This is a genomic window from Nocardia sp. NPDC050713 (assembly GCF_040654315.1).
Classification (GTDB): domain Bacteria; phylum Actinomycetota; class Actinomycetes; order Mycobacteriales; family Mycobacteriaceae; genus Nocardia.
This window is the reverse complement of sequence record NZ_JBFAHS010000019.1, coordinates 93,202-118,642: the sequence shown is the minus strand read 5'-3', so window position 1 is coordinate 118,642 and position 25,441 is coordinate 93,202. Positions and strand designations below refer to the sequence as shown.

The following is a 25,441-nucleotide window of genomic DNA, read 5'->3' as shown; positions in this document are numbered from 1 at the left end:
TGACTACCAGCTGTGACGGACGTCATGTTCGCGGTGAGCGAGCTGTCCGCGGCAAGGTGAGTTCCGCGTCGTGCGCCGCACGAAAACTGTTGGGAGCAGGCGGATTCGCCGGTAGTGTGCCGGGCCATGGGGAGCAATCCGGGCAAGAACACCTATCTCGATCAGGTCGTCGCGCAGCAGGCGGCGCTGGAAACCGATCTGCGCACGCGCAAGCCCGCTGCCGTGGGAGCGCCCGCGCCGCAAGCGCCTGGCGCTCCGATGCTGCCGCGCGGCGCGCTGGCGAAACGGGCCGACCGAGTCGGCCTGGGCGCTCAGGGACACGGCGCCCAGGGGCAGGGCGCGGGACCGGTCGAGGTCCGGGTCACCGGCGTCTGGCGGTGGCGCACGGTGCTGGTGCCGCCCAACGCGTTCGTCGTGCACACCAGGCGCGGGCGCGCCGAACCGCTGCACATCGGGCTGGGTGTGTCGTTCCGCTACAACCCGGCCACCGACTCCTATCTCGTGGTGCCGGGCGCGATGCAGACCATCCTGATCAACGCCTACTGCATCTGCCGGGAACTACAGGGCGTGCTGGTGCAGGGCTACGTGCAGTGGATCATCGAGGATTTCGGCACCGCGTACCGCAAGCTCGACTTCTCCGACGCCGAGGATCCCATGCGGCTGGTCAACATTCAGTTGCGCGAGCAAGCCGAGGCCGCCATCAAGGACAAGGTGTCCACTATGGGCGTGCGCGACGTCCTCAGCGACAAGCAGCCCATCATCGAAGAGCTCACCGCCCGGTTGCGCGCGGTCGCCGAAGGCAGCGGGGACGCGCAGACCGGCGGCGGTGATCGCGGACTCGGACTGCGGATCGTCACCGTGCAGATCAAGGAGGCGGTGGTCAGTTCCTCGACGCTGTGGGAGAACCTGCAGAAGCCCTACCGCACCGAACAGAATCAGGTCGCTCGCCTGGCGGAACTCGCCGCGCAGGAGGCGATTTCGGCCAGGGAGGCGGCCGCGCAGCGGGCGGGCGAGGAACGGCGCATCGAGAACGAGCGCGAACTCGCGCAGCTGCGCGACCGCAACGAGGCGGCGCGCTTCGACCGCGAGACCGCGGAACGGATGCGGCGCACCACCCGCGAACACGACGACCAGCGCGCGGTCGCCGAACTCGCGCAGCAGACCGCGCTGCACGCCGTGCGGCTGGAACGCGAACAGCACGCCGAGCAGCTCGAGAACCTGCGCCTGCGCCAAGAGCTACGCCGCATGGAAGTGGACGGCGAGCTGGCGCTGACGACGGCGCGGCAGCGCGCCGAACACGAGGGCGAGCTGCTGGTCGTGCAGCGCGAGCGGGAACGCGTCGCCACCGCCAACGCGCAGAACGACGCCAACATCCAGGCCACCCTGGTCGCCAACCTGCCCGAAATCGTCGCGAAACTGCCCGCGCCCGCCGAGCTGCGCTCGTACCAGATCGGCGGCGATCTGTCGGGGCTGGCGACGGTGGTCGCCCAGCTGAACGGTGTGATCGACGCGTGGTCGGCGCGCCGGGCGTCGGGAGATTCGCCGGTGGACTGACTCTGTGCCCGCCTCGTCACCTGGTCGCTTCGGGTGACGAGGGTGTGGACCGACTCCGACCGGGTACCGCGGCCCTCAGGGTGACACGATCCACTCGGCTATTGCATTGGGCGCAATTTAATTGTGGTCTACCCTGGATCCGGTATCGCGAACCACTAGCGAAGGAGGCGGACGTGCGAGCTGTTGTCATCGAAGAATTCGGGGAGCCGAAGGATGTGCTGGCCACGGCGGATCGGCCGCTGCCCGAGCCGGGTCCCGGCGAGGTGCGGATCGCGCTGGATCTCGCGCCGATCCACAACCACGACCTCGCGATCATCCGCGGCGTCTACGGCTACCGGCCGCCGTTGCCCGCGATCCCCGGCACCGAAGGCGTCGGGCGGATCGACGCGGTGGGCGAGGGCGTGACCGACCGGTCCGTGGGTCAGCGGGTGGCGGTCTCCGGCGCCACGGAGGTGTGGGCCGAGTACTTCGTCGCCAAGGCGGCGCAGGCGCTGCCGGTGCCCGACTCGATCGACGACGAGACGGCCGCCCAGTTGCTCGCGATGCCCTTCAGCGCCGCGGTGCTGCTGAACGACCTGCGCGTCCGAGAGGGCGACTGGGTGGTGATCAACGCCGCGAACGGCGCGGTGGGGCGACTGCTGAATCTGCTGGCGCGTCGCCGCGGCGTACGCGTGCTGAATCTGGTGCGCGGCCAGGCGTCGGTGCGCGCGCTGCGCGAACTCGGCTACGAACCGGTCGTCGACACCGAGACCGACGGCTGGCTCGCCCAGGCCGCCGCGGCCACCGGCGGTGCGCCGATCGTGCGCGCCGTGGATCAGGTAGGTGGTCCGGCGGGCGCCGACCTGCTCGAGTTGCTCGCGCCGAACGGTGAGCTGATCTCTTTCGGCGCGCTGTCCGGTCAGCCGTGGACCATCTCGCCCGGCACCCTCATCTTCAAACAGGCTGTGGTGAAAGGCTTCTGGGGCGCCCAGCGGGCCCAGGAGATCGGCGCCGCCGAGCGCACCAGGGTGCTGCGCGAACTGGTCGAGCTCGCCGCCGGCGGCGAACTGCGGCTGACCATCGCGGCGGTGCACCCGCTCGATCACGCGGCCGAGGCGGCGGCAGCCAGCGAACGCCCAGGTCGCAATGCGAAGATCGCACTTTCGCCAACGCCGGATCGCGCCGGGTGAATTGCGGGCCACTCAATCGGCTACTACCTTCGAGAAAGAGGTGGTGACCATGACACAGACGAGCGAGCTCCAGCTCGACAACCAGGTGTGCTTCGCGCTGTACGCCGCCTCGCGGGCGCTCACGCGGCTCTACCGGCCGATGTTGGACGACCTCGGGCTGACCTATCCGCAGTACCTGGTGATGTTGGTGCTGTGGGAGCGCGAAACCGTGACGGTGAAAGAACTGGGCGAGGCGCTCGACCTCGACTCGGGGACCCTGTCGCCGTTGTTGAAGCGGCTGGAGACCACCGGGCTGATCAGCAGGGTGCGTTCGGCGGAGGACGAGCGCTCGGTGCTGGTGCGGCCGACCGAGGCCGGTGTGGCGCTGCGCGAACGGGCCAGGGAGGTTCCGCGGAAGATCGCCGGCGCCACCGGCCTCGACCGGGAGGGCCTCGCCCGCTTCCGCGCCGAGGTGCGCGAGTTCACCGCCGTCGTGGAGGGCGCCGAGCTCTGAGCCCGGCTCGGCGCACGCGAATGGCCCAGCCGAGCGGCTGGGCCATTGTCGTGGAACGAGCTCAGCTGGCGGTCGCCGGTACCCAGTAGGTCGCGGCCACGGTGGAGCGTTTTCGCATGGCCGCGAAGCTGTGGCGCGCCGGACTGATCAATGCGGTGAACCAAGAGCGGCGGTGCTCGGCGAGCGCGGCCGCGACGGCGGGGATCTCGAGGCAATGCACCCCGCCCGCCATACCCAGGCGGTGGCGACCCGTCTGGTTGATTCTGGTGCCCAATGGATTTCCTTTGCTTGCTGGTACTGGCCTGGATCGCCACGGCGAAGATTAGCGGAACGAAAGTGTGGAACACAGTATTTTGCGGAAGTAATTGCCCCGGCGTGTCGGAAAGTTGTCGGGCCGCGCCACGGCCCCGGCGTAAATGTTGCGAATCGGTCTCGGCCGCGTCACGGAACGGGCAATTGGCGTTGCCGAGCGTGAAATTCAGGAAGTGAGTGGGTAATCCGCGTGTTCGCGCGGTGTGCACCCGCCGGGCGGTCGTCCCGGTGGGGGCGGTGGATGCGAAACTGAACGAATGTTGCGGATCGGCCTCACCGGAGGCATGGGAGCTGGCAAGTCGACGGTGGCGCGGATCCTCGCCGAGTGTGGCGGGGTGATCATCGATTCCGACCTCATCGCCAGGGAGGTCGTCGCGCCGGGCACCGAGGGGCTCGCGGCCTTGGTCGAGGCGTTCGGCCCCGGCATCCTCGCAGCGGACGGCGGTTTGGACCGCCCCGCGCTCGCGGCCGTCGCGTTCGCCGACGACGCGGCTCGCGCAACCTTGAATTCCATTACCCACCCGCTGGTCGGAAAGCGCACCGCGGAATTGATTTCGGCGGCCCCGGCGGACGCCATTGTCGTCCAAGATATTCCGCTGTTGGTGGAAAATGGGTTGGCGCCATTGATGAATCTGGTGTTGATCGTCGACGTCGACGCGGAAACTCGAATTCGTCGTCTCGCGGAATTCCGAGGCGTCACGGAAGCCGATGCGCGGGCCCGAATTTCGGCGCAGGCGACCGACGAACAGCGGCGCGCGGTGGCCGACGTCCTGCTGGACAACAGCGGCCCGGCGGGCGCGGTCGAGGCCGTGGTGCACCGGCTGTGGGAGGAGCGGCTGGTGCCGTTCGAGCGCAATCTGCGCACCGGGACGCCCGCGACGCGACGGGAACTGCGGCTGGCGCCGCACGACCCGGAATGGGCCGCGCAGGCGCAGCGGCTGATCGCGCGACTGTGGGTGGCCTGCGGCGCTGCGGCCTCCCGCATCGATCACATCGGGTCCACGGCGGTGCCGGGCCTGCCCGCGAAAGACGTGCTGGATCTGCAGGTCACCGTGGCGGATCTGGCGGCGGCCGACGGACTGCGCGACGCGCTCGGCGCGGCCGGGTTCCCGGTGAAAGCGCATGTCACGCAGGACAACCCGAAGCCGACCGAGGGCGACCCGGACGGGACCGACACCGCCCGCTGGGTCAAGCGGCTGCACGGCAACGCCGACCCGGGCCGCCTCGCCAACGTGCACATCCGGGTGGACGGGTCGCCGGGGCAGCGGTTCGCGCTGGCGTTCCGCGACTGGCTGCGCACGGACGCGACGGCCCGCGAGGAGTACCTCGCGGTGAAGCGCGAGGCGGAGGCCAAGGCGGCCGGGCTCGCCGACGACGCCGCGTCGGAGGCGTACTACGCCGTCAAGGAACCGTGGTTCGACGCGGCCTATCGACGGGTGCTCGGCTGACCGTCGACGGCGCGAATCCACCATTTCGGACTACTTCACCGGAAATTCTTCGGAAAGCCGGATGCTGTGCTTCTGGTGCGTGCAGGGGAAGTGGCGGCCGTCATATCGGGATGCCCGCCGATATCGCTACCGCGAGGTAACCGGTTCCGGCGCGGCCGCCATTCTTCTGGATGATCTTGACAGCCGACCGAACGGCCGTCCCAGAATTTCCGGCATTTCTCCTCAACGGCGTCGTTCTTCGTGGGCGCGTGGCCTCGGGAGCGGGTGAGCAAGCCCGTCGCAAACCGGCGCGGTTCAGCGACCGAGGCCATCGAGTGCGGTGAAAGCGATCGCCCGGCGGGAACCTGTCCGGCCGGGCGATCGGCGTTCACGGGTGAATGGTCAGAGCCAGGTCAACTCGATGTCGCGGGTGGCGAGCCAGTTGTCGAGGGAGTGGCCGTGCGCGGCGATGCCGTCGATCGCGGCGGTGGCGTGCTGGATGGCCGCCTCCGCTTCGGCGGCGCTGATCAGACCCGCGGCGTGCGCGGCGAGCAGTTCGTCCACGTCGAGCAGGATCGTCTCGCGCTCGGAGCGCACCACGATGTCGAGGTAGTGATCGACCGACCGCCACTTCTTCGGCTCGATCCTGGTGAACTCGCCGAGGTCGAGGTAGTAGTCCTGATCGCGCCGGTGCGCCGGGTTGTAGTGGAAAACCGTTACGCGCAGGCCGAGTTCGGGTAGCAGCCAGGACTCCATGTAGTGGAACTGCGGATGGTCGGCGGTGCGCGCCATGTACAGGCCCCACGGTTCGACGCGGTAGCTCTCGACCGGCCGCACGAACCCCTTGGGGTCCGTGTTGGTCAGGCTCGCGACATCGAAGTACTCGACCTTGGGTCGGTGCACGTTCACTGCTGGTGCCTGTGTCATGCAGTCAGAATCTACCGTCGCGGCCGTTCCGTCGAGTCCTGCGCGCGATGCGCGTTGTCGGTGCCGCGGGTTCGCCGCGCGATCGCGGTCGGAGCAGGTGGCGAGGGGTAATTGAAAATTGAAATTACAGGATTTGCCAACCGATAACTGCTGTCGATATCCTGGACCGCGGCCCAGGCACGAGTGTTCCGTTCGGTTTCCGCTCCGCCGGGAGTGGGGCCGAGCAGGAGGGGAGTTCGGCCCCACTGACAGGGCCCGCGCGTGCGCCGGGTCACCGAGCCGCGAAATCTGTCGGTGCCTGCGCCTACGCTGGTTGTCATGGCTTTCGCTACCGAGATTCCCGCCGAGGGCGCGACCCCGCTCGCGCATTCGGAGTTCCGTCCCGTCGGCGCCATCGAGCGCACCGAGGGGCAGTTCCAGGTGGTCAGCGAGCACCAGCCCGCGGGTGATCAGCCCGCGGCCATCGCGGAGTTGGAGCGCAGGATCAAGGCTGGCGAGCGCGACGTCGTCCTGCTCGGCGCCACCGGTACCGGTAAGTCGGCCACCACGGCATGGCTCATCGAGAAGTTGCAGCGCCCGACCCTGGTGATGGCGCCGAACAAGACGCTCGCCGCCCAGCTGGCCAACGAGTTGCGCGAGATGCTTCCGCACAACGCGGTCGAGTACTTCGTCTCGTACTACGACTACTACCAACCCGAGGCGTACATCGCCCAGACCGACACCTACATCGAGAAGGACAGCTCGATCAACGACGACGTGGAGCGGCTGCGCCACTCGGCGACCTCGAGCCTGCTGTCCCGCCGCGACGTGGTGGTGGTCGCCTCGGTGTCCTGCATCTACGGCCTCGGCACGCCGCAGTCCTACCTGGACCGCTCGGTGCAGCTCGAGGTCGGCACCGAGGTCGACAGGGACGCGCTGCTGCGGTTGCTGGTCGACGTGCAGTACACCCGCAACGACCTGTCCTTCACCCGCGGGTCGTTCCGCGTCCGCGGCGACACCGTCGAGATCATCCCGTCCTACGAGGAACTCGCGGTGCGCATCGAGTTCTTCGGCGACGAGATCGAGGCGCTCTACTATCTGCACCCGCTGACCGGCGACGTGGTGCGCAAGGTGGACACGCTGCGCATCTTCCCGGCGACCCACTACGTGGCGGGCCCGGACCGGATGGAGCGCGCGACCCGCGACATCGAACAGGAACTCGAGGAGCGTCTCGCCGAGTTCGAGCGCCAGGGCAAGCTGCTGGAGGCCCAGCGCCTGCGCATGCGCACCCAATACGACTTGGAGATGATCCGGCAGGTCGGATTCTGCTCCGGCATCGAGAACTACTCGCGCCACATCGACGGCCGCGCGGCCGGGTCGGCGCCCGCGACGCTGCTCGACTACTTTCCCGAGGACTTCCTGCTCGTCATCGACGAGTCGCATGTCACCGTGCCGCAGATCGGCGGCATGTACGAGGGCGACATGTCGCGCAAGCGGAATCTGGTCGAGTACGGCTTCCGGCTGCCGTCCGCGATCGACAACCGCCCGCTCACCTGGGAGGAGTTCGCCGATCGCATCGGGCAGACGGTGTACCTGTCCGCGACGCCGGGCCCGTACGAGCTGGGGCAGGCGGGCGGCGAGGTGGTCGAGCAGGTCATCCGCCCGACCGGCCTGGTCGACCCGCAGGTGGTGGTGAAGCCGACCAAGGGCCAGATCGACGACCTGCTGCACGAGATCCGGCAGCGCACCGACCGGGACGAGCGGGTGCTGGTCACCACGCTCACCAAGAAGATGGCCGAGGACCTCACCGATTACCTGCTCGGGCTCGGTGTCCGGGTGCGCTATCTGCACTCGGAGATCGACACGCTGCGCCGCGTCGAGTTGCTGCGCCAGCTGCGCCTCGGCGAGTACGACGTGCTCGTCGGCATCAACCTGCTGCGCGAGGGCCTCGACCTGCCGGAGGTCTCCCTCGTCGCGATCCTGGACGCCGACAAGGAGGGCTTCCTGCGCAGCAGCACCAGCCTCATCCAGACCATCGGCCGCGCGGCTCGCAACGTCTCCGGTGAAGTGCACATGTACGCCGACAAAGTCACCGACTCCATGCGCCACGCGATCGAGGAGACCGAGCGGCGCAGGGCCAAGCAGGTGGCCTACAACGAGCAGATGGGCATCGACCCGCAGCCGTTGCGCAAGAAGATCGCCGACATCCTGGACCAGGTGTACCGGGAGGCCGACGAGAACGAGGTCGAGGTCGGCGGCTCGGGTCGCAACGTGAGCCGCGGCCGCCGCGCCCAGGGCGAACCCGGTCGCGCGGTGAGCGCGGGCGTCTACGAGGGACGCGACATCAAATCGATGCCGCGCGCCGAACTCGCCGACCTGGTCAAGGAACTCACCGCGCAGATGATGAACGCGGCCCGCGAGTTGCAGTTCGAGCTGGCGGGCAGGCTGCGCGACGAGATCGCCGACCTGAAGAAGGAACTGCGCGGCATGGACGCCGCCGGACTGAGCTGAGTCGCGATGGCGTCCGTCGCGGCGTCAGCTCTGCGACGCCATCCACTCCTGGACGCGGCGCTGAGCCTCCTCGTGCGGGACGTCCTCGACGCGGGTCATCACCGCCCATCGGTGGCCGAACGGATCGATCACGACGCCGAAGCGGTCGCCGCTGACGAAGGTCTGCGGCTCCTCGGCGCTGCGCGCGCCGTGTTCGATCGCGCGCTGGACGACGGCGTCGACGTCGGGGCAGTAGTGCACGATCGAGGTGTGCACCCACTCGCCGTTCGGGGCCTGAACACCGTTGGCGGGCATGGGCATACCGAGTTGCAGAGTCGAGTCGCCGATCTGGAGTTCGGCGTGCGCGGGCTGCCCGTCGGGCAGGTCGTTGCGGCTGATCACCTTGGCGCCGAAGACCGCGGAGTAGAACTCGATGGCCTTGTTCGCGTCGGCGACCGCGAGAAAACAGGTGATCGAGTGGTAGCCGGAGGGGATGGGGTTCACCGATGTCGTCATGACTTCGACTCTGTCAGGGCCGGCGCGCCCGCTCTTGTAAGAAAGCGACAACCTCCGGGGAAGGCGCGCGATGGTCGCTGACGAACGGACTCCGATGGACAGCGAGAAGGGAATCCTGCACCCCGAGGAGCAATCTCGGCATCGCAGCCTGACTCGGCTCGCGCCGGGCCCGCGGGTCGGCGAGTTCGTCGACTGGTACTGGGTCGTGCACTGGGATCTGCGCGATCGCCCACCGTATGTCGCGGAGGTGCTGTCGTTCCCGTGCGTGAACGTCACCTTCGAACACTCCGCGCACCGTATCGGCGGCTTCGTGAACGGAGTGTGCACCACGAAGTACACCCGGGAGCTGACCGGCCGCGGGCTGACCTTCGGCGCGCGGTTCCGCGCGGGCGGGTTCGGCGCTTTCACCGGCATGGATGTCGGTTCCCTCCGTGATCGTTCGCTGCCGCTCACCGAGGTGTTCCCGGACGCCGAGGGGCTCGCCGAACGGGTGCTTGCCGCCGAATCCGACGAAGACCGCCGCGTGCTGATCGAGGATTTCCTCGCGCCGCGCGCCGGTGATCAGGACCCCACCTTTCAGTTGGTGACGCGGATCGTCCACGCGATGGAGCACGACCGCGCGCTCACCAGGGTGGACCAGATCACCGAGCGGTTCGGGGTGCCGGTGCGCACCCTGCAGCGGATGTTCCGCCGCTACGTCGGCGCGGGCCCGAAATGGGTGCTTCGCCGCTATCGGCTGCAGGATGGCGCGGATCTGCTCGCCAAGGGCTGGGTCGGGGATTTGGCCGCGCTCGCTGTCGAACTCGGCTATTTCGATCAGGCGCATTTCTCTCGTGAGTTCACCGCGGAGATCGGAATGGCGCCGCTGGAGTACGCGCGGCATTCGCTGCGCACGGCGTCCGATTTGGTCGGCGCGACGGCCGGTGAATCCCGCCGATAAGCGAATATTCGGAGGGTCGCGGAGGCGACGATGTGCGGGCGAGCCGCCGCGGCAAGACTCAACACGACTGGTCAAGAGCTCGGCGGGGTAGGCGCCGAGGCGCCGCGCGGCGGTGTGACGCACGCCGCGCGACGGTATCCTGTGATGAATATCCCAGGCGCGCAAGAACGTTCATGGCGGTTGTGAAGAATCACAGGATTATCCGCGAGAAATTGAATCCACGCAGGTCGCCAAGGCTCCACCGCATTCGGTGCGCGAACGCCGGAGCGAAAAGCCGGGCATGGGCGAGTGTGATGTGTTGCGATTTCTGCTGTTTCCGCCCGGATAGCGGCTATGGTCGAGCGCAGTCGCCGCGCTGGTGCCCGACTTGCCGGGACGCTGGACGTCGGCACCCGACCCGCACAGTTGGAGGAGAAATGACCGCCTACCGGACCATTGTCGTCGGTACCGATGGATCGGAGTCGTCGTACAAGGCCGTCGAGAAGGCTGCGGCACTGGCTGGCGATGCCGGCTCCACCCTGATCGTGGCCTGCGCCTACTATCCGACCGACGATCGTGACGTCGCCGCCGCGGCGGACGTGCTCAAGGACGAGGCCTACCAGGTGCGCGGTTCCGCCCCGACCAACGAGATCCTGCGCACCGCCAGGGACAAGGCGACGGCCGCGGGCGCCAAGGAGATCGTCGAGCGCGCCATCGTCGGTGAGCCGGTGGAGTCGCTGCTCAACCTGATCAAGGAGACCCAGGCGGACCTGCTGGTCGTCGGTAACCGCGGCCTGAACACGCTGGCGGGCCGCCTGCTCGGCTCGGTGCCGTCCGACGTGGCGCGCAAGTCCCGCACGGACGTCCTGATCGTGCACACCGTTCGCTGACAGCTTCCCGCGAAAGCTCCGTATCGCCCGTTCGGGTGCGATGCGGAGCTTTCGCGCGTTCGGCGGCTACTCGGAATCCAGCGCCGACAGAACCTCCGGCAGATCCTCGCTGTGCACCACCGTGAGCCGCTGGGTGGCGCGGGTCAGCGCCACGTACAGGTCGTTCATCCCGCGCGGCGATTCCGCGAGAATGCGCGCGGGCTCCACCAGGAACACCGCGTCGAACTCCAGGCCCTTGACGTCGTGCACAGTCAACACCCGCACCGACTCCCCGGCCAGATCGGCCAGCTCGGCGACCAGCGGGTGCGGCGCGATCACCGCGGTGGTGCCCGGCCCCTGCTCGGCGGCCACCAAACGGCCTAGCGCACTGGACAATTCGGCCGCGTCGACCCGGTGCGCCCGCGGCGGATTGCCGGTCTCACGGACCGAACGCGGCGCTGTGGCCTCCGGGTCGATCACCGCGAGCACCTCGGCGGCGACCGCCATGATCTCGGCGGGGGTGCGGTAGTTCACCGTCAGCTCGGTGCGCTTCCAGCGTTGCGCCACATAGGGTTCCAGCATCCGCTGCCAGGACGAGGCGCCCGCGGGGTCGCCGGTCTGCGCCACGTCGCCGACCACGGTGACCCAGCGGTTCGGGATGCGCCGCATCACCATTCGCCACGCCATCTCCGAGAGCTCCTGCGCCTCGTCCACGATGACGTGCCCGTAGGTCCAGGTGCGGTCGCCCGCGGCGCGTTCGGCGGTGGTCTGCCTGGCGCGCACGTCCTGGCGCTCGGCCAGCTGGCTCGCGTCGATCAGGTCGTAGGCCATCAGGATCTCGGGGTCGAGTTCGTCCTCGAGATCCTGCGGCGCCGAGCCGGTGAGGATGTCCAGCGCGTCCTGCGCCTCGGCCAGCTGCGCGCGCCAGCGGCGGCGGGCCCGCTCCCGCTCCTCGGTGTCGTCCACGCCGAGCAACTCGGCGAGTTCGTCGAGCAGGGGCGCGTCGGCGGCGCTGAACTCGCCGTCGTCGGGGCGAACCAGTTCCGCGCGGTCCTCCGGACTCAGGCTCGCCGCCGCGCGGTCCAGCCGCGCCGGGTCGGCCAGGAGATCGGCGAGCACGTCCTGCGGCGACAGGATCGGCCAGAGCCGCGCGATGGCCGCCTGCACGCCGGGATCGGACTTCATCTCGTCGCGGATCTCGGCGAGATCGGTGCGGCTGAGCAAGCTCGGGCCGCCGGAGAGATCGGCGCCCATGGTCTGGGCCAGCTGATCGGTGAGCGCGTCGATCACCGAACTCGCGAAGATCGGCCGGGCCAGGTTGTGCGGGCGGCGCGAGGACCGGGCCCGGCCGCGCGCTTTGGTCGCGATCTTCTTGTCCAGCGTCACCGGATAGCCGTCGAAGCTCAGCCGGATCGGTTCGGCGGGAACCTCCTGCCGGTCGCGGACGGCCTGCTTGAGCACTTCGAGAATGCTCAGCGCGCCCTTGATCTGACCGGCGCGCAGCGAATCCTCGCGGGTCGCCTTCACACCGGGGTAGAGATCGCCGATGGTGGACAGCAGCACGCCGGTCTCACCGAGCGAGGGCAGCACCTGGCCGATGTAGTCGAGGAAGGTCGCGTTCGGTCCGATGATCAGCACGCCGCTCTTGGCCAGCTGCTGGCGATAGGTGTAGAGCAGGTAGGCCGCGCGGTGCAGCGCCACCGCGGTCTTGCCGGTCCCCGGTCCGCCCTGGACCACGAGCACGCTCTTGTGCTCGGAACGGATGATCGCGTCCTGCTCGCTCTGGATGGTCTCGACGATGTCGTTCATGTGGCCCGTCCGGGCCGCGTTGAGCGCAGCCAGCAGCGCGCTCTCGCTGCCGACGCCGCCGTCGGAATCGACCGTGCCCGCCTGCTCGGCGGCAGCGAGGTCCAGGTATTCGTCGTTGACCGCGGTGACCCGCCGGTTGCGGGTGCGGATGTGGCGGCGCCGGGTCACGCCGTCCGGCGTCGCGGTGGTGGCCAGGTAGAACGGGCGGGCCAGCGGCGCGCGCCAGTCCAGCAGCAGGGTGGCGTAGTCGTCCTTCTCGTCGAGGATGCCGAGGCGCCCGATGTAGCGCGGCTCGTCACCGTTCAGGTCGATACGGCCGAAACACAGGCCGTGCTCGGCGGCGTCGTACTTGGCCAGATCCTCGGAGTACAGCTGGGTGAACGACTCGCGCTCGCTGCGCGCCTGCGGGGTGCCACCGGTCTCCAGCAGCACGGTGCGCAGCCTGTTCTTGGCGTACGCGCGCATCCCGTCGAGCCGCTCGTAGAGCACCGATAGGTACGCCTGCTCTTTGTCGATTTCGCGGGGCCGCTCGACCGCGCCGTCGGTGACGGCACGGTCGTGGGCGAGGCGGTCGGGCAAACTGGACTCCTTGTCACCGCGAAGGGGCGAACGCGCGCGTCGATCCCGCGAGCACGTCGGAAAACAGAGTTGTCGAGTCTACTGCGCGTTCGGCGCACTCGCCGTAACCGCAGGTGGGGGCGCCGAAATCGGCTCGGTGCGCACCGGCTCGAAGTGCTGGACCACCGGGAACGGTTCGTAGAAGTGGTGCAGCAGCGCCTTCCACTGCTGGTACTCCGGCGACCGCCGGAATCCGTCCACGTGGTCGCTCAGCCGCTCCCACTCCACCAGCAGCAGGTAGGTGCCCGGCGCCTCGACGCAGTGCGAGAGCGTCAGCGAGCGAAAGCCGGGCATGCTCGCGATGAGCGGCCGCGCCTCGGCGAAGGCAGCTTCGAAGGCGGCGGTCAGTTCCGGCCGGACCGGCAGCAGGGCGTGTTCGACGATCATGCGGTGACTTTCAGGACGCGTGCGTGTTGTTGGTGCGGCCCTTGCCGACACCGCTGTCGCGCTGGCCGGGCGGCTTGGCCTGGTACATGGCGAGATCGGCGTCGTGCAACACGGCCTCGGGGGTGCGGCGGTCGCCGGGGGTGAGTTCGGTGACGCCGACCGAGGCGTCCACCGCGATACGGTGCCCGCGCGCGATGATCGGCTCGGACATGGTGGAGCGCAACCGGTCGACGAGCACGTTCAGGTCGACCCGCCGGGCGCGGCCGGAGAGCAGCACGAGGAACTCGTCGCCGCCGAGCCGCCCGACCAGGTCGTCGGCGCGCAGCGCGCGCTGCAGCCGTTGCGCGACGATCTGCAGCACGGTGTCGCCGATGGCGTGGCCGAGGGTGTCGTTGATCGCCTTGAATCCGTCCAGGTCGATGAACAGCACCGTCGAGTACGGCAGGTCCTCGCTGGTGGCCAGCGCGTTGGCCAGCTGCGACAGGATCAGCGAGCGGTTGGCAAGGCCGGTCAGCGAGTCGTGCGTCGCCTGGTACTCCAATTGCCGTCGGCTGGCGCGGAATTCGGTGATGTCGGCGAAGGAGGAGACCGCGGGGGAGTCCGGGTCGCCGGGGTTGAGCAACCTGCTGCTGCCCGAGAGCCAGCGCCGCTGCCCGTCCCTGCGGTCGACCCCGAAGATGTAGCCGGTGATCGTCTCGCCGGTGGCCAGGGTTCGCGCCATCGGATGCCTGCTCGGCGGCAGCGGCTGGGCGTTGGCGTCGAGCAGCACCATCGGCAGCTCGTCGATGGTGCGCCCGACGATGTCGCCGTGTCGCTCGTCGCCGCCGAAGATGCGGTGCGCCGCGGGGTTCGCCGACTCGATGCGCCCGCCCCGATCGATGACGACCACGCCCTCCTCCAGCTGGGAGACCACGGTAGTGAAGTGCTGTTCGGCGCGGCGCTGGGCGTCCTCGGCGGCGCGTTGCGCGGTCAGATCGTGGATGACCACCTGGTAGGCGAAGTGATCGTGCCAGGGCGTGAGCACCGAGACCGTCTCGACCGGCACCGTCTCGCCGGTGGTGCGCAGCAACAGCATCTCGGTGGGCACCGAGGCGGTGCCCTTGCTGGTGAGCAGCTCGATGCGTTCGCGCATGGCCGGGATCGAGTCGGGGTGGACGAAACGGGTGAGCGGCTGGCCGACGATCTCGTCGGCGCTGTGCGCGGCGAGCAGCCGGACGGTGGCCTGGTTGACGTAGACGATGATGCCGTTCTCGTGCACGCAGATACCGTCCGGCGTGTGCTCGATCAATGACCGGTAGCGCTGCGCCAGTTGTTCGGCGTCGACGACGCCGCCCGTCGTCTCCTCACCCACTCGCAAACCCCCGATCGTCGACCGACCTATGGCCATTGGAACATGGGATTATTCTGGTGTCGACGCGCGCGCGGTCACAGCGTCGACGCACTTGCTTCGATCACGGTTCGGGCACCTCGTCGTGCCCTACCGGTGATCATTACAGACTCCGGTTCCTCGAGAACAGAGCCGACCGAGAGTTGTCCGGCCCGGGGATCCGGCGAAGGAGCGTTGCCATGCCGGGCGTCAATCCGGAACACAGAGTGCGGTACCAAGATCATATGTCCATCGCCGGGGTCGGTGCGGTGACCGGATACGGATGGGGGCGTGAGTCCCTGTGGCAGGGACTGCTCAGCGGTAAATCCGCGGCACAGCTACAACCCGGGTACGGGCCGGGCCGCGACGAGCACGCCTGGGTCACCCTGGTGCCCGACGGCGGCGACCAGGCGGTGAGCACCAGCCGCTACGGCCGCGCCATGCACGAATCCGCCCGGGAGGCGGTCGCCGACGCCCGCGAACGCGGCTGGCGGCCGGGGCGCACGGTGGGCCTGCTGCACGCGATCGTGCTCGGCGACGTGGTGAACTGGCGCGACTTCTACCAGGTCGACGAGGGCCATCGCCGCTCCCGCGACTACCTGCGGCTGCTGCCGTCCACCCCGATCTCGGTGCTGATGCAGGAGTTCGGCTTCCGCGGTCCCTCGATGAACGTGTCGGCGGCGTGCAGTTCGGCCAACGTCGCGCTGATCACCGCGAAACTCTGGCTCGACAGCGGCATCGCCGACGACGTGCTCTGCGTGGCCACCGACATGTCCGCGACGCCGGACATGGCAGAGCATTTCGTCCGCCTCGGCGCCGCGATCACCGACGCCGAACCGCTCGAGGCGTGCCGCCCGTTCCAAGAGGGCAGCCGCGGCTTCGGTTTCGCCGAGGCGTCGGTGGCGTTCGTGCTGACCCGCGAGGTCGAGCGGCCCTACGCGGCGGTGCTCGGCGGCGGCATGACCAACGACGGCTACCACGTGGTGTCGGTGGAGCCGGAGCACGCGCAGATCATCGATTGCGCCCACCGCGCGCTTGCCCAAGCCGGGGTGACAGCGGGCGATATCGCGTATTTCAACGCGCACGGAACCGGGACGCGGCAGTGCGAACTCGCCGAGCGCGATCTCCTCGCGCGGGTGTTCGACGATCGCCCGCACGTGTACGGGCTCAAACCGCTCACCGGGCACAGTCAGGGCGCCGCGGCGGGTGTGGAAGTGGCCGTCGCGGCCATGGCCTACGAGCGCGGGGTGCTGCCCGCTCCGCCGATCGTGGCCCCGGCGCACCCACGGCTGCTGGACGGACCGACGCCGTTCGAGGGCGGTCTCACCCTGAAGTCGTCGCTGGGTATGGGCGGGCACAATTCGATGCTGGTGCTCGGGCCGCCGGGAGTCTGAGGCCGCTCGGCGCAGAGCTGTTGCGGGACGGTCGAAGTCGGTGCTGCCGCCGCGCTGCTACGTCGGCCGTCGACGCCGGTGAGTCGCTGCTCGGGCCGGGCGTCAATCCGCGGGCAGCGGCACCGACCAACGTAGTCGCGTCCCCGGCAGACTCGACCCGTCGCCGGACTTGCCCGCCGGACTCACCGTGAAGCTGCCGTCGGACTTCTCGGCCCGCTGCTCCAGATTCCGCAGCCCGCTGCGGATGACGTGATTCGGCACGCCCCACCCGTTGTCGGTGACCACGATCGTCAGATCGTCGGCCACGCTGATCTCCACCGCGATCATGTCGGCGCCCGAGTGCCGCACCGCGTTGCTCACCGCCTCGCGCACCACCGCCTCGGCGTGGTCGGCGAGTTCGGCCTCCAGCACGGAGAGCGGACCGGTCACCTGGACGGTGGCCTTGAGTGTGGTGTCGGCCGTCTGCTGGCGCACCGCGCGCTCGATGCGCTGCTGCAATCCCGCGCTGTGCCCGTCGCTGTGCAGATCGAAGATCGACGTGCGGATCTCTTGGACGACCTCCTGCAACTCGTTGATCGAGGTCGACAACCGTTGGCGCACTTCGGGAATCACCGCCTTCGGCAGCGACCCCTGCAAGGTGAGGCCGATCGCGAACAGTCGCTGGATCACGTGATCGTGCAGGTCGCGGGCGATGCGGTCGCGGTCGGCGAGGATGTCGAGCTCGCGCATCCGCCGCTGGGTATCGGCAAGCTGCATGGCCAGCGCGGCCTGGTCGGTGAACGCGGCGGTGAGTTCGACGAGTTCGTCGGCGTAGGGCGCGGATCCGACCGGGCGCACCGCGACGAGCACGCCGAGCGTGGCGTCCGGCGTGCACAGCGGCAGGATCAGCGCGGGCCCCACGTCGGCCAGCGGCACACCGAGATCGATGCGCGCCGCGTCGTCGAAGCGCAACGGCGTGCGCCGGGTGAACGCCTCGCCCAGCGCCGTGCCCTCGGTCGAGGCGAGCCAGCCCTCGTGCCCGGCGCCGGGGCCCGACCACTGGGTGAGCACGAGTTCGTCTATCTCGTCTGTTGTTCCGTGCTCGTCGAGTCCGGCGAGGAAGCAGCGGTCCGAACCGGTCAGCGTGCGCGCGTGATCCACCACGTGCGCGAGGACACGCTCGGATTCGGTGCCCGCGAGGAATTCGGTGGCGATATCGCGAGTGGCCTCGATCCAGGCCTGCCTGGTGCGGGCCGATTCATAGAGGCGCGCGTTGTCGACGGCGATGCCCGCCGCGGCGGCCAGCGCCTGCACCAGCACGTCGTCGTCCTCGGTGAACCGTTGCCCGCCCGCCTTTTCGGTGAGGTAGAGGCTGCCGAACACCTCGTCGCGGATGCGCACCGGCACGCCCAGGAAGGTGTGCATGGGCGGATGTCCCGGCGGGAAACCCACGGACTCGACATGTTCGGTGAGGTCGTCCAGCCGTAGCGGTTTCGGGCGATTGAACACCACGCCGAGCACTCCGTGTCCGGCGGGCAGCCGGCCGATGCGTTGCCGGACCACCTCGTCCATACCCTCATCGATGAATTGGACGACCTGCCTGTCGTGCCCGCGCACCGCGAGCGCGCCGTATCGTGCGTCGACCAGGCTGGTCGCGGTGCGGACGATCGCGCGCAGCGTGTCGTCCAGGTCGAGGCCGGAGGTGACGGTGAGCATCGCCTCGACGAGACCGTCCATCCGGTCGCGCGAGTCGATGATCAGCTCGACACGCTCCTTCACCTCGCTGAGCAATTCGCGCAGGCGCAGTTGCGAGAGCGTGTCGCGTACCGAGTACAGGCCGTTACCGCTGTCTTCGGTCATATCGGTTCCTGTTCGGGTGGGCGCGTGAACAGCGCTTCAGCCAGTGTAATTCGCGGATCGGGGACTTTCGGCCCTGTTCGCGGCGACGTTGCAGAGGTGGGATAGCGGCACTGGGTGAATTGAGAGTAGAGGTGTCCTATGAATTCGTTGCAATCGTTGTACTCCTCGGAACATTGGTCCAGCGCCGCGGATCCGGAGCTCGCGGTCACCACCCGCGGCGCAGTGCCGCCCGCCGACGTGACGCGTGCCGTGCGCGCCATCGGACGGGTGCTGCGCCGCCACCACTTGGACGTGCCCGCGCGCGTGCGCGTCACCGCCCCACCGGATTCGGACGAACCGACGGTGGTGCAGGCCAACGTGCGGCTGCCCGACACACCGACCCGGGTGCAGGTCACCGGGCCGCGCGGGTTCGCCGTGACCTTCGCCGTCGAGCGGTTGGACCGTCAGCTCAGCAGGCTGGTCGCCAATCAGTCTCGGGCGTGGCCGGATCCGGCGCGGCCGCCGCTGGCCAAGGTCACCGAGGAGCGGCCGATCATCCGCCGCAAGGAGTGCGCGCTGCTCACCGGAACGCCCGCCGAGGCGACCGCGGTGATGGACGCGATGGACTACGACGCGTACCTGTTCACCGACGCCGAGACCGGTGAGGACGCCATCGTGCACTGGTCGGACCCGTTCGGCGTGCGACTCGTCCGCCAGTGGACCACGATCACCCCGCTCGAGCGGATCCGGCTGCTGAGCGCGAATTCGCTACCGATGACGGTGCATTCGGAGCCGAGCCCGCTGCTCAGCGAGTCCGAGGCGGCGACCAGGTTGTGCGGGGCGGGCCTGCCGTTCCTGTTCTTCACCGACGTGGAGACCCGCCGCGGTCACCTGCTCTACCGCCGCTACGACGGTGACCTGACGATCGTCGCGCCCGCCGAAAAGGACTGAACCGCAGCATCGTCCGCAGGGGCAGCGCCGCTCCTTCGGACATGGCGCGAAGCCGCTCACGCCTCCCGCAGGCGCGAAGCCAGCACCGCGGCTTGGGTGCGCCGCTCCATGCCCAGTTTGGCCAGCAGTCGCGACACGTAGTTCTTGACCGTCTTCTCGGCGAGAAACATCCGCGCGGCGATCTGCCGGTTCGTCAGACCCTCGCCGAGCAATGCGAGCAGCTTGCGCTCTTGTTCGGTGAGTCCGGCCAGCGGTCCGTCGGCCTCGACGCTGTCGCGCAGCCGAGCCTTCAGCGCCGTCGCCGCCCGGTTGTCCAGCAGCGAGCGGCCCGCGCCGACGGCCTTGATGGCCTCGGCCAGTTCCATGCCCTTGATGTTCTTGACCACGTAACCCGAAGCGCCCGCGAGGATCGCGTCCAGCATGGCGTGCTCGTCGGTATAAGAGGTGAGGATCAGGCAACGCAGACCGTCGATTTCGGCGAGCAGATCGCGGCACAGTTCGATGCCGTTGCCGTCGGGCAGCCGCACGTCGAGCACCGCGACATCGGGCTGGGCCACGCGGATGCCCGCCATGGCCTGCGCGACATCGCCCGCCTCGCCGATCACCGCGAGCTCGGGATCGCTCTCCAGCAGATCGGTCAGCCCTCGCCGGACGATCTCGTGATCGTCGACCAGGAACACCTTGATCACCGCGGCCCCTCCTTACGCATGGATCCCGCCGCGGGGCCGATCTCGGGAATCCCGTCCCAGCGAATATCTGGCGAACGGAACGGGTCGAATTGCCCTGGGCGTATTGATGTTCCGAGTATGCTGGATTTCTGGACCGCACGCGTGGAAGTTGTCGAACGATGACCGATTCAGCGACACCGCGGAACGCCCCGAGCGCTCCGGCCGATCCCCGGCGCAAGGACGGGTGACGTCATGGACCCGTGGGGCAGCGGACCCGCGCAACACGGGACGGCGGGCGCGGTCACGCTCGTCGAGGGATCCACGTTCTGCCTCAGCGAATCCGGCGGCGGTATCGAGCCGCGCCGGGCGCAGGGCCTGTTCGTCCGCGACACCAGGGTGCTCTCGCGCTGGCGCTTGACCGTGGACGGCCAAGCGCCGCAACCGTTGAGCGTGCAGTACGCCGACCCCTACAGCGCCACGCTGCTCGCGCGCACCGCGCCGCCGCCGGGCCGCGCCGACAGCACCGCGCTGGTGATCGTCGGACGGCACGTCGGCGACGGCATGCGCGAGGACCTCACCGTGCGCAACCTCTCCGGCGAGCCCATCGACTGCGCGATCGCGCTCGAGGTGGACGCCGATTTCGCGGATCTGTTCGAGGTCAAGGAAGGTCGCGTCGGCGCGGGCCCCGACACCGAGGACCGGGTGGACGACGGCGGTCTCGAAATCGCGGCGCCCGCGCTCGGCGTCGCGGTGGCGGTTCGGGCAGTGGACGCGACGTTCGACGGCAGACGGCTGCGCTGGTCGGTCCGGCTGCCCGCGCGCGGGTCCTGGTCGACGTGCGTCCAGTATCAGCCGTTGCTCGGCTCGGCAGCGGTCACGCCCCGGCACATGTGCGGCAGCTCGATCGCGCACAGCGCGCCCGCCCGGCGGCTGCGCGCCTGGTACGAGAACTCGCCGCGGGTGCGGACCGGCGACCCGACGCTGGCCGCCGTGCTGCGCCGCGCCGTCGCCGATCTCGGCGCCCTGCGCATCTTCGATCCCGCCAGTCCCGAGCGCGCGGTGGTCGCGGCGGGCGCGCCGTGGTTCATGGCGTTGTTCGGACGGGACTCGCTGCTCACCTCGTGGATGGTGCTGCCGGTGGATCGCAGGCTGGCCATCGGCACCTTGCAGAGCCTGGCCGGTCTCCAGGGCGTCCGCGAGCACACTGCGACCGAGGAACAACCCGGCCGTATCCCGCACGAGATCCGCTTCGGCCGGGCCGCGACGAAACTGCTCGGCGGGGACCGGGTGTACTACGGAACAGTCGACGCCACACCGCTTTTCGTCATGGTGCTCGGCGAGCTGCACCGCTGGGGACTCGACGCCGCCACCCGCGACGAACTGCTGCCGCACGCCGACCGCGCCATCGAGTGGATCCAGCGCTACGGCGACGCCGACGGGGACGGTTTCGTCGAATACCGGCGGGAAGCCGACCACGGTCTGGACAACCAGGGCTGGAAGGACTCCTGGGACGGGATCAACTTCGCCGACGGAACGCTGCCCGAACCGCCCATCGCGCTCGCGGAGGTACAGGGCTATGTCTACGCGGCGTACCTGGCGAGGGCCGAGCTGGCCGCCGACCTCGGCGACCGAGACACCGCCGCCCGGCTGCGCGCCGCGGCCGCCCGGCTCAAGGCCGAGTTCAACGCGAAGTTCTGGCTGCCCGAACGCGGCTGGTACGCCGTCGGACTGGACCGGGACAAACGGCCGATCGACGCGCTGACCTCGAACATCGGCCACTGCCTGTGGACCGGTATCGTGGACGAGGACAAGGCGGCGCTGGTCGCGGACCGGTTGCTCGCCCCCGACATGTTCACCGGCTGGGGCATCCGAACCCTGTCCAGCGACATGGGCGCCTACAACCCCGTCAGTTACCACAACGGATCGGTGTGGCCGCACGACAACGCGGTCTGCGCGGCCGGGCTGATGCGCTACGGACTCACCGAGCACGCCACCCGGGTGATCGACGCGGTGCTCGACGCCTCGGTCCGGTTCGGCTACCGGCTGCCCGAACTGTTCTGCGGTTTCGACCGCGCCGAGTTCGACGCGCCGGTGCCGTACCCGACCTCGTGCTCGCCGCAGGCCTGGGCCGCGGCCGCGCCGCTGCTGTTCCTGCGCAGCCTGGTCCGGCTGGAGCCGGGTGCGGGCGCGGCGGAGGTGGCGCCCGCCGTGCCCGAGCGGTATCTGCCACTGCGGATCAGCGGGCTGCGGATCGGGCCGGAGGTGTTGACCGTCACGGTGGACGCGCACGGATGGCAGGTCATCGGGCGGTCGGAGGGCACGCGACGGGCAGGCTGACGGCCCTGCGCGTGCGGTGTCCGAGCAGCTCGGCGGCCGCTCGGACGAAACTTGTCGGTGCCCCGGCCTAGAGTGGCCAACGGGGGTATGTCTGCACGTCAACACACGATCGAGAAGGGACACACCTGGTGGCGGAACGCCTCACCGTGCGCGGAGCCCGGGAGCACAACCTGAAGGGGGTCGACCTCGATCTGCCCCGCGACAGCCTGATCGTGTTCACCGGATTGTCCGGCTCCGGCAAGTCCAGCCTCGCCTTCGACACCATCTTCGCCGAGGGCCAGCGCCGGTACGTCGAATCGCTGTCGGCCTACGCCAGGCAGTTCCTCGGGCAGATGGACAAGCCCGATGTCGACTTCATCGAGGGTCTGTCGCCCGCGGTGTCCATCGATCAGAAGTCCACCAACCGCAACCCGCGCTCGACCGTGGGCACCATCACCGAGGTCTACGACTACCTGCGTCTGCTCTACGCGCGGGCGGGCACTCCGCACTGCCCGGTCTGCGGCGAGCTGATCGCCAAGCAGACCCCGCAGCAGATCGTCGACCAGGTGCTCGCCATGGAGGAGGGCACCAAGTTCCAGGTGCTCGCGCCGGTGGTGCGGACACGCAAGGGCGAGTTCGTCGACCTGTTCGACCAGCTCAACACCCAGGGCTACTCCCGGGTGCGGGTCGACGGCGTGGTGTATCCGCTCACCGATCCGCCGAAGCTGAAGAAGCAGGAGAAGCACGACGTCGAGGTCGTCGTGGACCGGCTCACCGTCAAGCCGACCTCCAAGCAGCGTCTGACCGATTCCATCGAGACCGCGCTGCGCCTTGCCGACGGCATCGTGGTGCTGGACTTCGTCGACCGCGACGAGCACGCCCACGACCGGGAGCGCCGCTTCTCCGAGCGTCTCGCCTGCCCCAACGGCCACCCGCTCGACATCGAGGATCTCGAGCCGAGGTCGTTCTCGTTCAACTCGCCCTACGGCGCCTGCCCGGACTGCACCGGCCTCGGCATCCGCAAGGAGGTCGACCCGGACCTGGTGGTTCCCGATCCCGAGCTCAGCCTCGCCGCGGGCGCCATCGCGCCGTGGTCGCGCGGGCAGACCGCGGAGTACTTCACCCGGCTGCTGTCGGGCCTCGCCGAGGCCATCGGCTTCTCCATGGACACCCCGTGGCGGGAGCTGCCGGTCAAGGCGCGCAAGGCCGTGCTCGAGGGCAGCGCCGACCAGGTGCACGTCTCCTACACCAACCGCTACGGACGCAAGCGCTCCTACTACGCCGACTTCGAGGGCGTCATGCCGTTCCTCCAGCGGCGCATGGAGAACACCGACTCCGAGCAGATGAAGGAGCACTACGAGGGGTACATGCGCGATATCCCGTGCCCCGTCTGCAACGGCGCGCGGCTGCGCCCGGAGATCCTGGCCGTCACCATCGCCGCGGCCGAGGAGCGCAAGTCCATCGCCGACGTCAGCGACCTGTCGATCGGCGACTGCTCGAAGTTCCTCAACTCGCTGACGCTGGGGGAGCGCGAGGCCGCGATCGCCGGGCAGGTGCTCAAGGAGGTTCAGGCGCGCCTGGGCTTCTTGCTCGACGTCGGCCTGGAGTACCTGACGCTGTCCCGTGCCGCCGCGACCCTGTCCGGCGGTGAGGCGCAGCGCATCCGGCTGGCCACCCAGATCGGCTCCGGCCTGGTCGGCGTGCTGTACGTGCTGGACGAGCCGTCCATCGGCCTGCACCAGCGCGACAACCGGCGACTCATCGAAACCCTCACGCGGCTCAAGAATCTCGGCAACACGCTGATCGTGGTCGAGCACGACGAAGACACCATCCGCGCCTCGGACTGGGTGGTCGACATCGGCCCGCTGGCGGGCGAGCACGGCGGCCGAGTGGTGCACAGCGGCCCGTACCAGGAACTGCTCACCGACCCGAATTCGCTGACCGGCGCGTACCTTTCGGGCCGCGAGCGCATCGAGGTGCCGATGGTGCGCCGACCGGTGGACAAGAAGCGCAAGCTCACCGTGGTCGGCGCCACCGAGCACAACCTGAAGGGCATCGACGTCTCCTTCCCGCTCGGCGTGCTCACCTCGGTGACCGGCGTCTCGGGCTCGGGCAAGTCGACGCTGGTCAACGACATCCTGGCCACCGTGCTGGCGAACAAGCTCAACGGCGCCCGCCAGGTGCCGGGCAGGCACACCAGGGTCAACGGCCTGGATCACCTGGACAAGCTGGTGCAGGTCGATCAGTCCCCGATCGGCCGGACGCCGCGCTCCAACCCGGCCACCTACACCGGCGTGTTCGACAAGATCAGGACGCTGTTCGCGGCGACCACCGAGGCGAAGGTGCGCGGCTACCAGCCCGGCCGGTTCTCGTTCAACGTCAAGGGCGGCCGCTGCGAGGCGTGCTCCGGCGACGGCACGCTGAAGATCGAGATGAACTTCCTGCCGGACGTGTACGTGCCGTGCGAGGTCTGCCACGGCGCGCGCTACAACCGGGAAACCCTCGAGGTGCACTACAAGGGCAAGACCATCGCCGAGGTGCTGGACATGTCCATCGAGGAGGCCGCCGAGTTCTTCGAGCCCGTCACCTCGATCCACCGCTACCTCAAGACCCTGGTGGACGTCGGCCTCGGCTACGTGCGCCTCGGCCAGAGCGCGCCGACGCTGTCCGGCGGCGAGGCGCAGCGCGTGAAGCTGGCGGCGGAGTTGCAGAAGCGTTCCACCGGCCGCACCGTCTACATCCTCGACGAGCCGACCACCGGTCTGCACTTCGAGGACATCCGCAAGCTGCTCGCCGTCATCAACGGTCTGGTCGACAAGGGCAACACCGTCATCGTCATCGAGCACAACCTGGATGTCATCAAGACCTCCGACTGGGTGGTCGACATGGGTCCCGAGGGCGGCTCCGGCGGCGGCACCGTGGTGGCCGAGGGCGTTCCGGAGGACGTCGCGGACGTGCCGAACAGCTACACGGGCCAGTTCCTCAAGGAGGTGCTCGCTCAGCCCGCCGCGACGGCTCCGGCCAAGCGTGCCCCGGCGAAGAAGGCCGTGAAGAAGGCGGCGGCCAAGGCGGTTCCGGCGGAGCCGACGGCTTCGAAGCCGACCAAGGCGGCGAAGGCTCCGGCCGAGAAGGCGGCGGCCAAGAAGGCGCCGTCGGAGACCGCGGCGGCGAAGCGGCTGGCAAGGAAGGCCGCCGCGCTGCGTTGATCGAACAACAGAGCTGATCGACAAAGCTGCGTCGATCGAGTGGCCGCGTCTCCAGGACGCGGCCACTCGTCGTTTTCGGCGAGTTGGTCGACGGTGGGTAGTTCGACCGGGTCGGGCCAGCAGGCCGGGCGTCGCGCACGGGTGGTTCGAACGTCGGGGCGGCGCACCCGATGCGCGCGCGGGAGTGCCCGCGCATTGGGTCCCGAAAACGCCGGAAAAAGTGAAACAGTCGTGTGTAAGATCGGCTCACCGT

General features: G+C 69.1%; 19 protein-coding genes. 11 read left to right on the top strand and 8 right to left on the bottom strand.

The features are described from left to right. Positions 1–126: 126 nt before the first annotated feature. From AB0H49_RS29350 to AB0H49_RS29340, 3 genes are all read left to right on the top strand, one after another. Positions 127–1,554 carry an SPFH domain-containing protein gene (locus AB0H49_RS29350; RefSeq protein ID WP_355004074.1) on the top strand — a complete coding sequence of 476 codons (1,428 nt, stop codon included), beginning with the start codon at positions 127–129 and terminating at the stop codon, positions 1,552–1,554. A 173-nt stretch (positions 1,555–1,727) separates the two neighbouring features. After that, positions 1,728–2,723 (top strand): zinc-binding dehydrogenase, encoded by a 996-nt coding sequence (locus tag AB0H49_RS29345; RefSeq protein ID WP_355004073.1) that lies wholly within the window; start codon positions 1,728–1,730, stop codon positions 2,721–2,723. Positions 2,724–2,772: 49 nt separating this feature from the next. Further along, the gene (locus tag AB0H49_RS29340) at positions 2,773–3,216 is read left to right on the top strand and encodes a MarR family transcriptional regulator (protein ID WP_355004072.1); all 444 of its coding nucleotides are present in this window, start codon (positions 2,773–2,775) and stop codon (positions 3,214–3,216) included. Between the two features lie 61 nt (positions 3,217–3,277). Here AB0H49_RS29340 and AB0H49_RS29335 read toward each other — a convergent pair whose 3' ends face one another. After that, positions 3,278–3,490: a hypothetical protein gene (locus AB0H49_RS29335; RefSeq protein ID WP_355004170.1), complete on the bottom strand. Its 213-nt coding sequence runs from the start codon at positions 3,488–3,490 to the stop codon at positions 3,278–3,280. Between the two features lie 295 nt (positions 3,491–3,785). On the opposite strand from AB0H49_RS29335, the gene coaE reads away from it, so the two are divergent. Then, a complete protein-coding gene (gene coaE / locus AB0H49_RS29330) occupies positions 3,786–4,976 on the top strand; it encodes a dephospho-CoA kinase (RefSeq protein WP_357256046.1) in 1,191 nt (396 codons plus the stop codon). Between the two features lie 381 nt (positions 4,977–5,357). Here coaE and AB0H49_RS29325 read toward each other — a convergent pair whose 3' ends face one another. Further along, positions 5,358–5,882, bottom strand: a complete 525-nt coding sequence (locus AB0H49_RS29325) for a DUF402 domain-containing protein (RefSeq protein WP_355004070.1) — start codon at positions 5,880–5,882, stop codon at positions 5,358–5,360. A gap of 318 nt (positions 5,883–6,200) precedes the next feature. Between AB0H49_RS29325 and uvrB the strand changes: the two genes are divergently transcribed. Next, complete coding sequence (gene uvrB / locus AB0H49_RS29320) at positions 6,201–8,372, top strand: excinuclease ABC subunit UvrB (protein WP_355004069.1); 2,172 nt, start codon at positions 6,201–6,203, stop codon at positions 8,370–8,372. A 24-nt stretch (positions 8,373–8,396) separates the two neighbouring features. On the opposite strand, the gene AB0H49_RS29315 is transcribed toward uvrB, so the two are convergent. Further along, on the bottom strand, positions 8,397–8,867 hold the full coding sequence (locus tag AB0H49_RS29315) for a VOC family protein (RefSeq protein WP_355004068.1): 471 nt from the start codon (positions 8,865–8,867) through the stop codon (positions 8,397–8,399). Between the two features lie 70 nt (positions 8,868–8,937). On the opposite strand from AB0H49_RS29315, the gene AB0H49_RS29310 reads away from it, so the two are divergent. Both AB0H49_RS29310 and AB0H49_RS29305 read left to right on the top strand, forming a co-directional pair. Further along, positions 8,938–9,807, top strand: a complete 870-nt coding sequence (locus AB0H49_RS29310) for a helix-turn-helix transcriptional regulator (protein WP_357256043.1) — start codon at positions 8,938–8,940, stop codon at positions 9,805–9,807. A gap of 416 nt (positions 9,808–10,223) precedes the next feature. Further along, positions 10,224–10,676: a universal stress protein gene (locus AB0H49_RS29305; RefSeq protein ID WP_141812754.1), complete on the top strand. Its 453-nt coding sequence runs from the start codon at positions 10,224–10,226 to the stop codon at positions 10,674–10,676. A gap of 66 nt (positions 10,677–10,742) precedes the next feature. On the opposite strand, the gene AB0H49_RS29300 is transcribed toward AB0H49_RS29305, so the two are convergent. The 3 genes from AB0H49_RS29300 to AB0H49_RS29290 form a co-directional block, all read right to left on the bottom strand. Then, positions 10,743–13,043 carry an ATP-binding domain-containing protein gene (locus AB0H49_RS29300; protein WP_357256041.1) on the bottom strand — a complete coding sequence of 767 codons (2,301 nt, stop codon included), beginning with the start codon at positions 13,041–13,043 and terminating at the stop codon, positions 10,743–10,745. A gap of 78 nt (positions 13,044–13,121) precedes the next feature. After that, positions 13,122–13,469 carry an antibiotic biosynthesis monooxygenase gene (locus AB0H49_RS29295; protein ID WP_357256039.1) on the bottom strand — a complete coding sequence of 116 codons (348 nt, stop codon included), beginning with the start codon at positions 13,467–13,469 and terminating at the stop codon, positions 13,122–13,124. A gap of 10 nt (positions 13,470–13,479) precedes the next feature. Further along, the gene (locus AB0H49_RS29290) at positions 13,480–14,820 is read right to left on the bottom strand and encodes a diguanylate cyclase (protein WP_357256037.1); all 1,341 of its coding nucleotides are present in this window, start codon (positions 14,818–14,820) and stop codon (positions 13,480–13,482) included. Positions 14,821–15,080: 260 nt separating this feature from the next. On the opposite strand from AB0H49_RS29290, the gene AB0H49_RS29285 reads away from it, so the two are divergent. Continuing rightward, complete coding sequence (locus AB0H49_RS29285) at positions 15,081–16,229, top strand: beta-ketoacyl synthase N-terminal-like domain-containing protein (protein WP_355004063.1); 1,149 nt, start codon at positions 15,081–15,083, stop codon at positions 16,227–16,229. A gap of 102 nt (positions 16,230–16,331) precedes the next feature. Here AB0H49_RS29285 and AB0H49_RS29280 read toward each other — a convergent pair whose 3' ends face one another. Further along, on the bottom strand, positions 16,332–18,068 hold the full coding sequence (locus AB0H49_RS29280) for a GAF domain-containing sensor histidine kinase (RefSeq protein ID WP_357256035.1): 1,737 nt from the start codon (positions 18,066–18,068) through the stop codon (positions 16,332–16,334). Positions 18,069–18,206: 138 nt separating this feature from the next. Here AB0H49_RS29280 and AB0H49_RS29275 point away from each other — a divergent pair, with 138 nt between their 5' ends. Next, positions 18,207–18,998 carry a sigma 54 modulation/S30EA ribosomal C-terminal domain-containing protein gene (locus tag AB0H49_RS29275; protein WP_355004061.1) on the top strand — a complete coding sequence of 264 codons (792 nt, stop codon included), beginning with the start codon at positions 18,207–18,209 and terminating at the stop codon, positions 18,996–18,998. A 56-nt stretch (positions 18,999–19,054) separates the two neighbouring features. On the opposite strand, the gene AB0H49_RS29270 is transcribed toward AB0H49_RS29275, so the two are convergent. Continuing rightward, positions 19,055–19,687 (bottom strand): response regulator transcription factor, encoded by a 633-nt coding sequence (locus AB0H49_RS29270; RefSeq protein ID WP_355004060.1) that lies wholly within the window; start codon positions 19,685–19,687, stop codon positions 19,055–19,057. A 231-nt stretch (positions 19,688–19,918) separates the two neighbouring features. Between AB0H49_RS29270 and AB0H49_RS29265 the strand changes: the two genes are divergently transcribed. Both AB0H49_RS29265 and uvrA read left to right on the top strand, forming a co-directional pair. After that, positions 19,919–22,003, top strand: coding sequence for a glycogen debranching N-terminal domain-containing protein (locus AB0H49_RS29265; protein ID WP_357256032.1), 2,085 nt, complete (start codon positions 19,919–19,921; stop codon positions 22,001–22,003). Between the two features lie 128 nt (positions 22,004–22,131). Continuing rightward, positions 22,132–25,188 carry an excinuclease ABC subunit UvrA gene (gene uvrA, locus AB0H49_RS29260; RefSeq protein WP_355004058.1) on the top strand — a complete coding sequence of 1,019 codons (3,057 nt, stop codon included), beginning with the start codon at positions 22,132–22,134 and terminating at the stop codon, positions 25,186–25,188. Positions 25,189–25,441: the final 253 nt, after the last annotated feature.